Source organism: Streptomyces sp., assembly GCF_036524955.1.
Classification (GTDB): Bacteria; Actinomycetota; Actinomycetes; order Streptomycetales; family Streptomycetaceae; genus Actinacidiphila.
Map to the genome: position 1 here is coordinate 16,032 of NZ_DATDBG010000288.1, position 11,551 is coordinate 27,582.

Annotated in this window: 6 protein-coding genes; all 6 read right to left on the minus strand. The window is 73.7% G+C overall.

Annotation, left to right across the window (positions count from 1 at the left end; translation table 11 throughout):
* Window positions 1–542 precede the first annotated feature (542 nt).
* Window positions 543–1,343 carry a thioesterase II family protein gene (locus tag VIW71_RS23045; RefSeq protein ID WP_331624440.1) on the minus strand — a complete coding sequence of 267 codons (801 nt, stop codon included), beginning with the start codon at window positions 1,341–1,343 and terminating at the stop codon, window positions 543–545.
* Between the two features lie 97 nt (window positions 1,344–1,440).
* Window positions 1,441–1,635, minus strand: coding sequence for a ferredoxin (locus VIW71_RS23050; RefSeq protein ID WP_331624441.1), 195 nt, complete (start codon window positions 1,633–1,635; stop codon window positions 1,441–1,443).
* A gap of 70 nt (window positions 1,636–1,705) precedes the next feature.
* Window positions 1,706–2,914, minus strand: coding sequence for a cytochrome P450 (locus VIW71_RS23055; RefSeq protein ID WP_331624444.1), 1,209 nt, complete (start codon window positions 2,912–2,914; stop codon window positions 1,706–1,708).
* A 51-nt stretch (window positions 2,915–2,965) separates the two neighbouring features.
* Window positions 2,966–3,712, minus strand: coding sequence for a 3-oxoacyl-ACP reductase FabG (gene fabG, locus VIW71_RS23060; RefSeq protein WP_331624446.1), 747 nt, complete (start codon window positions 3,710–3,712; stop codon window positions 2,966–2,968).
* Between the two features lie 61 nt (window positions 3,713–3,773).
* Entirely contained in the window at window positions 3,774–9,557 is a 5,784-nt protein-coding gene (locus tag VIW71_RS23065; protein ID WP_331624447.1) for an SDR family NAD(P)-dependent oxidoreductase, read from the minus strand.
* A 5-nt stretch (window positions 9,558–9,562) separates the two neighbouring features.
* Window positions 9,563–11,551, minus strand: a 1,989-nt coding sequence (locus VIW71_RS23070; RefSeq protein ID WP_331624449.1) for a non-ribosomal peptide synthetase, incomplete at its 5' end; no start/stop codon positions are given.

Here is an 11,551-nt window from a genome sequence, read left to right on the forward strand (position 1 = left end):
GCCGGCGGCGGCGCGGGCGATGAACCGCGCCCGTGACGGCGGCGAACACCGGCATGACGTGGGGGACGCAGGTGTTCGGGCGGCCTGGTGGTCACCAGGGTCATCGTGGGGGGCGCTGATCGCGGCCCGCCGGCCGGCCTGGTCGTCACCGGCCATGCCCGGCAGCAGCAGCGCCGGGCGGGCGGAGCGGCAGCGACCGTGCCGGTGCGGGCGACGATCAGCAGCACCCGGAACGGCAGCAGCCCGGCCTGGTGCAGGACGGGCACGCGGGCGGTCAGGGCGTGTCGCCCACGACGGTGACGCGCCGGGCCCCCAGCACGCGAAGGACACCAGGCCCGTACGAGTCGGCGAGCCGGAGGTCACCCGTACCGGCCAGGTCGGCGCGAGGGCGGTCGTCCGGGTGCCGAGGGAGGAGACGAACCCGGCACCGAGGACCGCGCGCGATCTCGGTCGGCGCGGCGCGCGCGCCGCGGACCAGTCGGTGCCGGTGTCGGCCGGGGCCCGTGCGCCGGCCCTCGGTGCGCCGGCCCTCGGTGTGCCGGTCATGGCCGCAGTCTCCCGGACACGGTGGGCGGCTGCGGGTCGCCCTGGCCGGCCGCGGTGGCGGGGGCAGCGAGCGTCGCGGCGACGAGGGCCACGACCTCGGCGGCGGCGGCGTGGACGTAGAAGTGGCCGCCCGACAGGACGCGCAGTCGGGCGTCGGCGGCGGAGTGCTCACGCCAGCCGTCCAGGTCCCGCAGCGGCACCAGTGGGTCGTCGGTGCCGCCGAAGACGGTCAGCGGTACCGGCAGGGGCGGCTCCGGGCGGTATTCGTAGGTCTCCAGGACCGAGAAGTCCGCCCTGATCGTGGGCAGCGTCAGCGCCATCAGTTCATCGTCCTCGAGTACTTCGCGGGGGGTGCCGCCGAGCCGGCGCAGTTCTGCCGCGACTTCGGCGTCGGTTGCCAGGTGGATCGGCGGGCGGGTGCGGGGGGTGCCGGGGGCGGCGGTCGCGGACACGAACAGGTGGGCGGGCAGCGGAAGTCCGCGACGGCGTAGGGCCCTGGTCAGTTCGAAGGCGAGCAGGCCACCCATGCTGTGCCCGAAGACCGCGAAGGGCCCGTCCAGGTAAGGCGCGAGCGCGCCGGCCAGCGCGTCGACCAGTGGCCGCATGCGGACGATGGGCGGTTCGCCGAAGCGGCCGCCGCGGCCGGGCAGTTCCAGCGGGCAGATCTGGATGCGGCCTGGTGCCAGGGCGTGCCAGTCGCGGTAGGCCGCGGCGCTGCCGCCGGCGTAGGGCAGACATAACAGCCGGACTGCGGCCCGCTGTTCGGGCTCGTGGCGGCCGAACCAGGGGTTGTGCACTTCGGTCCTCCTTCGCTCGCGGCCGCCGGGGCCGCCGTACCCGCCGGGTACGGCGGCCCCGGCGGTCAGGCCCGCCTGGGCCGGCCCGTGCCGCTGGTCATTCCGCCAGTTTCAAAGCGCCCGACGGGCAGCGCCGTACGGCGTCCTGGACGTCCCTGATCTGCGGGTCCGTCGGTACGGGCCGCAGCAGCACCACCGTTCCGTCCTCGTCCGACTGGTCGAACAGTTCGGGCGCGGTCAGGGCGCACATTCCCGAGCCGACGCACACGTCGGTGTCGGCCTCTATTCGCATTGTCGGCATCCTCCGGTTCGCGCGAGGGGCTGGAGTTGACAGTGGGGACGGTGGACGGCCGGATCGGCCGTCACCAGGCCACCGGCAACTGGTGCACGCCGTAGATCGTCATGTTGTCCCGCATGGGGATGTCCTGCGGGTCCGTAGCCAGCCGCAGCTCGGGGAACTCCCGCAGCAGGGTGGTGAAGCCGACCCGCAGTTCCTGCCGGGCGAGCTGCTGGCCCAGGCACTGGTGGATGCCGTGGCTGAAGGTGAGGTGGCCGACAGTGCGGCGGGTGACGTCGAGGGTGTCGGGGTCGGGGAACCGCTCGGGGTCGCGGTTGACGCTTGGCAGGTGGATCAGGGCGGTCTCGCCCGCCTTGAGGGTGACACCGTAGAGCTCCACGTCCTCGGTGGGGGTGCGCTGCACACCGATGTGGACGATGGTCAGGTAGCGCAGGAGTTCCTCGACCGCGTTCTCGATCAGTGACTCGTCCGCGCGCAGTTTGGCCAGCTGCTCCGGTTCGCGCAGCAGCGTGTAGGTGCCCAGCGCCAGCATGTTGCTGCTGGTCTCGTGGCCGGCGACCAGCAGCAGCAGGAGGACGCCGAGGATCTCGGCCGGCTCCAACTGTCCGCCGGTGATCAGGCCAGTGAGCAGGTCGTCGCCGGGCTTTTCGAGTTTGCCCATCGCGACTTCGCCGATGAGGGCGACGAGGCCGTCCAGGACGGCTTTGGTGTCCTCCGGCTTCTTGTCCAGGCTCAGGGCCTGGGTGGACAGCTCCTCGAAGCGTCCGCGGGCCTCGTCGGGGATGCCCAGCAGTTCGCAGATGACCTGCGCCGACATCGGCACGGCGAAGTCCTTGACGAGGTCGGCGGGCTGACCCTTGGCGCGCATGGCGGCCACCCGGCCGGCCGCGATCCGCTCGATCTGCGGCACCATCGCCTTCATGCGGCGCAGGGTGAACTCGCCGGTGAGCAGTTTGCGGTAGCGGGTGTGCTCCGGCGGGTCCATGTGCTCGAACTGCGCGGGCGGCATGTCTTTTTCGAGATCGAAGTCCGTCGCGAGGTCCGAGGCGAAGGCCAGGTGCTTCGTGGACGCCTTGGAGCTGAACCGGGAGTCGGCGAGGATCGTGCGGGCCTGTTCGTACCCGGTCACCACCCAGCCGCGGGCGCCGTCGGGGAACGTCATCGGCGCGATGGGCTGTTCGGCGCGCAGCTGCCCGAAGATCGCCGGCGGGTCCAGGGGGGTTTCCCGGATTTTCGGCAGGCCGTTGGTAATGGGGCAGACCATGTCGTTCATCGCGTGCCTTTCTGTGGAGTGTGCGGGTTGCTGCGCGGGAATGCCGCCGGGTCAGGTGGCCATGCCGCCGTCGATCTGGAAAGTGGCTCCGGTGATGTAGCGGGCCCGCTCGGACAGGAGGAAGGACACGAGGTCGGCAACCTCCTCGGGGCGGCCGTAGCGGCCGAGCGGGATGCGCTGCTCGAACCGGTCGCGTACGTCCTTGGGCAGGGCCAGTACGGGGTCGGTGGCGATGAAGCCGGGTGCGACCGTGTTGGCGCGGATGCCGTACCGGCCGACCTCGCGGGCGAGGGACTTGGTGAAGCCGATGATCCCGGCCTTGGACGCGGCGTAGTTGGTCTGTCCGGCGTTTCCGTACAGGCCGGCGATGGAGGACAGGGTGACGATCGCGCCGCGGCGGCGCTTGACCATGTCCCCGACGACGGCGCGGCAGATGTGGAAGACGCCGTCGAGGTTGGTGCGCAGTACGTCGGTCCAGTCCTCGTCCTCCATCAGCGTCAGGGGCTGGTCGCGCAGCACGGCCGCGGAGGTGACGGCGGCGTGCACCGGCCCGAGGGCGTCCTCGACGGCGTCGACGAGGTCGTCGACGGCGTCGGGGTCGGCGACGTCGGCGCGGCGGACGAAGGCGCGGCGGCCCAGCGCGTTGACCTCCTTCTCCACCTCGCGGGCGGCGGAGTCGTCGGAGGCGTAGCACACGGCGACGTCGTAGCCGTCCTGGGCCAGGCGTACGGCGACGGCCCGGCCGATGCCGCGGGAGCCGCCCGCCACGAGGGCGACGGGGTTGGCGGTGTCGCTCATGCGCTCTCTCCTGTGGCCGGGGCGGCGGCCGACCGCGGCCCGGCGGCCGCATGTGCGTCGCTCACGCCTGGCCCCCCTCGGCGGCCAGCAGCTCGCGCAGCTGGGCTTCCACTTCCTCGTCGGTGAGGTCCGCGAGGGCGTCGAGGTCCGCGCCGGGGGCGTCGTCGTCGCGGGCCAGGACTTCGATGGTGCCGCCCGGGCCGGTGGCCGGGGCGCCGCCGCTGCCGGAGTCCAGGAGCTGCGCGGTGTGGGCGACGGTGGGGTGGTCGAAGAAGGCGCGCAGGTCGAGTTCGGTGCCGAGCCGGGACTTCAGCCGGGTGCCGATCTGCACGGCGGCCAGGGAGTGCCCGCCCAGGGCGAAGAAGTCGTCGTCGACGCCGACCCGGTCCACGCCCAGGATCTCCCGCCAGACGTCGGCGATGGCGTGTTCGCTGGGGGTGCGGGGCGCCACGTAGGGAGTCGGCAGGTCGGGGCGGGGGTGGGTGGCGCCGGGCGGGGCGAACTGGTCCATCTCCTGGGCGAGGAGCTCCGGGGTCAGGGAGCGGGCCAGGGCGCGTACGGCGGTGAAGTCCCGGCGGGAGACGACGAGGTGGCCGGGGAGGTCCGGGGCGGCGAGGAGGCGGGCGAAGACGTCCTTGCCCTGCTGCTCGGTGATTCCCTCGGCGAGGGTGCGCAGGACGCCGACGCCGGCCGGCTCGCCGGCACCGTCCTCGCCCGGGTCCCCGCCCTGGTCCCGCGCGGGCGGCTCCGCGGCGCGGGCGATCTGGTCGCGCAGGCCCTCCAGGTCGTTGATGCGTTTGATGGTGAAGTCCCCGATACGGACCAGGACCCGGCCGTCGGGGTCGAGGATCTCGATGTCGCAGGTGCTGGTCTCGCCCCCGGAGTCCACCGACTCCTTCAGCTCGACGTAGGCGTGGATGGTGCCGGTCAAGCCGTGGTGGAAGCGCAGGCTGCGGTAGCTGAACGGCAGGTAGTAGGTGTCGGGGACGTGGACGCGGGCGGTGCCCCCGGCCGCGTCGAGCAGCGCCGGGTGCAGCAGATAGTGGTCGAGGTCGCCGTGGTATTCGTCGTCGAGCCGCAAGGTGGCCATCACCCGCCGCGGACCGACCTGGATCTCGCGCATGCACTTCCACCGGGGCCCGAAGGAGAACTCGATCGGGCCGCCCTTCTGGAACCGATCCAGCCGGAGCCCGAGCTTGATCGACTCCTCGGTGTCCAGGACCTCCGTGACGCCGCAGCCGGCCAGGAGTTCGTCCAGGTCGCGTACGGTGTCGGGCTCCGGCTCGAAGAAGGCGACGGTGCCGCGTGCGTGGTCGGTCCAGGTGACGGCCCCGGCCGCGCCGGTGCGGCTCTGCACGGCGAAGTGCCACCGGCCGTCGCGTTCCTCGACGGTGGTGAAGACCTCGCGGGTCTGCCCGTCGGGGACCACGACGGGGATCATGTACTGCACGTCGCCGATCTCGATGCCCCGCCCGGCGGCCTGCTCGGCGACGGCGGCCCGGACCAGTTCGAGGTAGGCGGTGCCCGGGACCAGGCCGTGGTCCTGGATGCGGTGGTCGCCGACGATCCAGCTCTCGGCGGTGCTGAAGACGGTGGCGTACGTACGGGACGTGGGCGTGGTGCGGACCAGGCGCTGGATGAGGGGATGGCCGGTGAGCGGGGTGCCCGTCTCGGCGCCGAACCGGGCGCCGAGGCCGGCGGCCATGCCGACCTCCTGCCACGTGTCCCAGCCGACGGCCGTGACCGGCACGGCGGTCTCGCGGCGTTTCCACTGGGCGAACGCGTCGAGGAAGGCGTTGGCGGCTGCGTAGTCGCTCTGGCCGGGGCCGCCGAGCACCGCGGTGACCGAGGAGCACAGCAGCATGAAGTCCAGGTCGTCGTCGCGGCAGGCCCGGTCCAGGACGAGTACGCCGTGGGTCTTGGCGGCGAGCACCCGGTCGGCGTCGGCCGGGGACTTCGTGACGATCATCCCCTGGGAGGGGCTGCCGGCGGCGTGCACGACGCCGTTCAGGGGCCCTGCGCTCGCGCGCAGTTCGCGGACGGCCCGCTGGGTCTGCTCCTCGTCGGTGACGTCGGCGTGGAGTACGAGGACGCGGGCGCCGAGGTCCTCCAGGTGCCGCAGCCGGCGGATGCGGGTGCTGGTGGGGTCGTCCGCGTCGTGGGCGGCCAGCCACGTGTCCCAGTCGGCGGGCGGCGGGAACGCGGAGCGGCCGAGCAGGCCGAGCACGGGGCGGTCGGCGGCGGCCGCGATGTGCTCGGCCATCGCCAGGCCGATGCCGCCGAGGCCGCCGGTGATCAGGTAGACGCCGCCGCCGCGCAGGCCGGTGCCGTCGGCCGCGAGCGGGGCGCCGTCGAAGGTGCGGCTCCACCAGTGGCGGCCGCGCAGGGCGAGTTCGGGTTGGTCCGCGGCGGTGCCGGTCAGGGCGGTGAGCAGAGCGCGCAGGCCGTCGTCGTGGGGGGCGCGGGGGTCGATGCCGGTGACGTCCAGGACGCGGCAGGAGGTGTCGGCGGTCTCCTGCGGGATGACGGTGGCCGCGCCGAGCAGCAGGGAGTGTTCGGGCCGCAGGGGTTCGTCGCCGGTGACGTCGTACACGCCGCGGCACAGCACGTCGATGGTGACGGGCACGGCGGGGCGCTCGCCGGAGGACAGGGCCTGGGCGAGGGCGAGGAGGCTGTCGAAGCCGGTGCGGCGGGCGGCGTCGAGGCCTTCGGAGGTGGGCCGTTGCAGCGGCGGGGGGTCGCCGGCGGGGTCGGCGGCGGTGCTCCACAGGTGGACGAAGCGGATGCGCCGCCCGTCCCCGGCCGCGACGGGGGGCGCGGCCAGGGACGAGACGAGCGCGGTCAGGTGGTCGCGGTCGGCCGGGTCCACGGTCCAGGCGTCGCCCGCGCCAGCCAGGTCGGTCCCGGCGGTGACGCGTACGACGTGGTCGCCGGCGGCGGCCAGCTGGTCGGCGAGGGCGTCGCCGAGGCCGAGGCCGGCGCCGAGCACCACCCAGGTGTCGCCGGTGGGGGCGGCGGGCCGGGCCGGCAGGAGGAGGCGTTTCCAGCCGGAGGTGTGGAACCAGTCGGCGGGTGATGCGGCGGCTGACGCCGCCTCGGGGGTACGGCGGGCGGGCTCGGCGGGTTCGACCCAGTAGCGGCGGCGCTGGAAGGCGTATCCGGGCAGCCGGACCAGCCGGTGGCGGGCGGGGCCGTGGACGGCGGCCCAGTCGACGGTGGCGCCGGCCCTCCACACGGTGCCCAGGCTCGCCAGCAGGTACGAGGAGTCGTCGGTGCGGTCGCCGGGGTGGCGCAGCGATCCGGCGGCGGTCCTGCCGTCGGTCCAGGCGCGGTGCGCGCGGATGAAGCTGGTCAGGTTCTGGCCGGGCCCGACCTCCAGCGGCACCAGCGCTGGGTCGGCGAGCAGCACGTCCAGGGCGTCGCTGAACCGTACCGGCTGCCGCAGGTGGGTCCCCCAGTACTCGGGGCTGGTGGCCTGCTCGCCGGTGATCCAGGTGCCGGTGACGTTGGAGAAGAACCGGATCTCGGGCGTGTGCAGGGCGACGTCGCGGACCACGTCGGTGAAGGGGGCGACGGCGGCGTCCATGTCGGGCGAGTGGAAGGCGTGCGAGGTGTGGAGCCGGCGGCAGCCCACGCCTTCGTCCTTGAGTCGCTGTTCGAGGGCGTCGACGGCCTCCGCGGTGCCGGAGACCACGGTGAGGGCGGTGGAGTTGACGGCTGCGACGGTCAGGCCGTCGCCGAGCCGGGCGGCGGTCTCCTCCTCGCCGAGGAAGACGCTGAGCATGGCGCCTTCGGGCATGTCCTGGACGAGTCGGCCGCGGGCGGCGACGAGGCGTACGGCGTCCTCCAGGGAGAACACGCCCGCCAGGCAGGCGGCGACGTACTCGCCGATGCTGTGGCCGGCCATGGCGCGCGGCTGGACGCCCCAGGACTGCCACAGCCGGGCAAGGGCGTACTCGACGGAGAACAGCGCGGGCTGGGCGATGCGGGTCTGACGCAGCCGTTCGGCGGCCTCCTGCGCGGTCCGCGGCTCGTCCGGGCCGAGGACGAGGGTGCGCAGGTCCTCCCCCAGGTGCGGGGCGAACAGGTCCGCGCAGCGGTCGAACTCGGCGGCGAAGACGGGTTCGCGGGCGTGCAGGCCGCGGGCCATGCCGGGGTACTGGGCGCCCTGCCCGGGGAAGAGGAACGCGACCGGGGCGCTGTCGGGTGCCGCGGCGGCGACGGCCGCGTCGTCGGCCAGCCGCCGCAGCGCGGTGACGGCCTCCTCGGTGGTGCGGGCGACGGCGGCCCGGCGGTGGGGGAACTGGGCGCGGCGGCGGGCCAGGGTGTGGGCAACGGCGTCGAGCGGGGTGTCGGGCTCGGCTTCGAGGTGGTCGGCCAGGCGCGCGGCAGCCTCGGCGAGCGCGGGCGCGGACTTCGCGGACAGCGGCAGCAGCCGGGCCGGGGGCTCGGTCGTGGCCGTCCCGGTCGGCCGGTCGCCGTCGCCGGCGGCGGCGGCCGGCTGGTCGGCGGGGGCCTCTTCCAGCACGACGTGGACGTTGGTGCCGCCGATACCGAAGGAGCTGACGCCGGCTCGGCGCGGCTCCTCCTTGCGCGGCCAGGCGCGCAGTTCGGTGTTGACGTAGAACGGGCTGGTCTCCAACTCCAGGCCGGGGTTGGGCCGCTCGCAGTGCAGGGTCGGTGGGATGGCCTCGTGTTTGAGGGCGAGGGCGGCCTTGATCAGGCCGGTGACGCCGGCGGCGGCGTCGAGGTGGCCGACGTTGCTCTTGACCGACCCGATGGCGCAGAAGCCCTGGTCGTCGGTGCCGGCGCGGAAGGCGCGGGTGAGGGCGGCGATCTCGATGGGGTCGCCGAGCGGGGTGCCGGTGCCGTGGGTCTCCACGTAGCCGACGGTGGTGGGATCGACGTCGGCCAGCGCCAGGGCCTCGGCGACGACCTCGGCCTGGCCGTCGACGCTGGGCGCGGTGTAACCGGCCTTGAGGGAGCCGTCGTTGTTGACGGCGGTGGCCAGGATGACCGCGTCGACCCTGTCGCCGTCGGCCCGGGCGTCGGCGAGGCGGCGCAGGACGACGACGCCGACGCCGTTGCCCGCGACGGTGCCGGCGGCGTCGGCGTCGAAGGCGCGGCAGGTGCCGTCCGGGGAGAGGATGCCGCCGGGTTCGTACTGGTAGCCGCCGCGCAGCGGGGAGGTCACGGCGACACCGCCGGCCAGGGCGATGTCGCACTCGCCGTTCACGATGCTCTGGCAGGCCAGGTGCACGGCGGTCAGGGAGGTGGAGCAGGCGGTCTGGACGGTGACGGCCGGGCCGGTGAGGTCGAGCTTGTAGGCGGCGCGGGTGGCCAGGAAGTCCTTGTCGGAGGCGAGGGCGACCTGGTACATGCCGGTCGCGTCCAGGACCCGCTGGTTGTTCATGAGGTTGAACAGCAGGTACGTGTTGAGGCCGGCGCCGGCGAAGACCCCGATGCGGCCGTCGAAGCGTGTCGGGTCGACGCCGGCCGATTCCAGAGCGTGCCAGGCGCACTCCAGGAAGACCCGGTGCTGGGGGTCGAGGAGTTCGGCCTCGCGGGGGCTGTAGCCGAAGAAGCCCTCGTCGAACAGGTCGGCGTCGTCCAGCACGCCCTTGGCCTTGACGTAGCCCTCGCGGGCCAGGAGCGCCGGGTCGGCGCCGGCGGCGGAAAGTTCCTCGTCGGAGAAGACGGTGATGCCTTCCCGGCCCTGTTCGAGGTTGGTCCAGAAGGTCTCCACATCGCCGGCGCCGGGGAAGCGGCCGGCCATGCCGATGATGGCGACACGGTCGAGATCCTGGTCCTGGTCCTGGTCCTGGTCCTGCTGTGGCTGTGACACTTCGATCACCTGTCTCCGCGGGAGGAAGCCCGGCGTTCGGCCGCCTGTTGCCGCCGGCTGCGGGACTGACGACGGTTCTCTGCGCGCTGCCTGGCGCCGTGCGCGGCGGTCTCGGGCCCGGTACGGGAGCCGCCGAGGTACACCGCCAGCGATCCGATGGTGGGGTGCTGGAACAGCTCGACCATGGTCAGCTCGTGGCCGAGGGTGGCGGCCAGGCCGGCCCGGAACTCGGCCATGAGCAGGGAGTGGCCGCCGAGGTCGAAGAAGTTGTCCCGTACCCCGACGTGCTCGACGCCCAGCAGGCCGCGCCACATCTCGGCGAGCGCGTGCTCCGTTTCGTCCTGGGGCGCGACGAACCGGGTCCCCAGGTCGGCGCGGTCGATGCGCGGCTCGGGCAGGGCCTTGCGGTCGGTCTTACCGCTGGAGGTCAGCGGCAGTGCGTCCAGCACGGTGAAAGAGGCCGGGATCATGTACTCCGGCAGGTGCTCGCGCAGGTGGGCGGCCAGATCGCCGGCGGCGGGCGCGGCGGCGCCCACCGCGGTGACGTAGGCGGCGAGGCGTACGTCACCGGGGGCGTGCTCGCGGGCGACCACGACGGCTTCGCGTACGGTGCCGTGCCGGGTCAGGACGGCCTCGATCTCGCCCAGTTCGAGGCGCTGGCCGCGGAGCTTGACCTGGTGGTCGAGGCGGCCGAGGAACTCCAGGGCGCCGTCGGCGCGGTGACGGGCGAGGTCGCCGGTGCGGTAGATGCGGGCGCCGGGCACGAAGGGGTCGTCCGTGAAGCGCTCGGCGGTCAGGTCCGGGCGGTTCAGGTAGCCGCGGGCCAGACCCCGGCCGCCGATGCACAGTTCGCCGGGGACACCGGCCGGGACGGGGCGCCCGTGGCGGTCCAGGACGTACATGCGGATGTTGGCGATGGGATGGCCGATGGGCACCGGGCGGGGGTCGGCCCCGGGACGGCAGTGCCAGGCGGTGACGTCGATGGCGGCCTCGGTCGGGCCGTAAAGGTTGTGCAGTTCGGCCCGGTGGAGGTCGAGGAAGCGGTCGTGGAGGGCGCGGGGCAGTTCCTCGCCGCTGCAGAAGACGCGGCGCAGGCCGGCGGACTTGTGCGGGGGTTCGGCGAGGAAGAGCTGGAGCATGGACGGCACGAAGTGGACGGTGGTGATCCGCTCGGTGGCGATGGTGTCGGCGAGATAGGCGCTGTCGCGGTGCCCGCCGGGCCGGGCCACGACGAGGGCGGCGCCGGTCATCAGCGGCCAGAAGAACTCCCACACCGACACGTCGAAGGAGAACGGTGTCTTCTGCAGCACCCGGTCGCCGGCGTCCAGGCCGTAGGCGTCCTGCATCCACAGCAGCCGGTTGCGCAGGGCGGCATGGACGTTCATCACGCCCTTGGGCCTGCCTGTGGAGCCGGAGGTGAAGATGACGTACGCCAGGTCCTCGCCGTCCACGGCGACACCGGGGTCGGCCGGGGACTGCGCGGCCAGCTGCGCGGTGAGGTCCTCCACCCGCAGCACCGGACAGTCCAGGGCGGGCAGCCGGCCGGCCAGGGCGCCGTGGGTGAGCACCACCGCAGGCCGGGCGTCCTCGGCGATGGCGGCGAGCCGGGCGGGCGGCAGGTCGGGGTCGAGGGGTACGTACGCGCCGCCGGCCTTGAGGGTGGCGAGCAGCGCGACGACGAGGTCGAGGGAGCGTTCCATGGCGACGCCGACGAGGACGTCCCGGCCGACGCCGTGGCCGCGCAGCAGGTGCGCGAGGCGGTTGGCGCGCTCGTTCAGCTCGGCGTAGCTGAGGGAGGTGCCGGCGTACCGGACGGCTTCGGCCGCGGGGGCACGGCGGACCTGCTCCTCGACGCAACTGTGGACCAGGCCGTCGGGCCACTGCCTGTCGGTGGCGTTCCATTCGGCGACGACGCAGTGGCGTTCGGCGTCCGAGAGGAGGTCCAGGTCGCCGACGGGCGCGCCGGGCCGGGCGGTGACCTGTTCGACGAGGCG

Excerpts from the sequence above, each read along its gene's own strand:
- VIW71_RS23055 (WP_331624444.1), bottom strand. The coding sequence starts at position 2,914 with ATGAACGACATGGTCTGCCCCATTACCAACGGCCTGCCGAAAATCCGG.
- fabG (WP_331624446.1), bottom strand. The coding sequence starts at position 3,712 with ATGAGCGACACCGCCAACCCCGTCGCCCTCGTGGCGGGCGGCTCCCGC.
- VIW71_RS23050 (WP_331624441.1), bottom strand. The coding sequence starts at position 1,635 with ATGCGAATAGAGGCCGACACCGACGTGTGCGTCGGCTCGGGAATGTGC.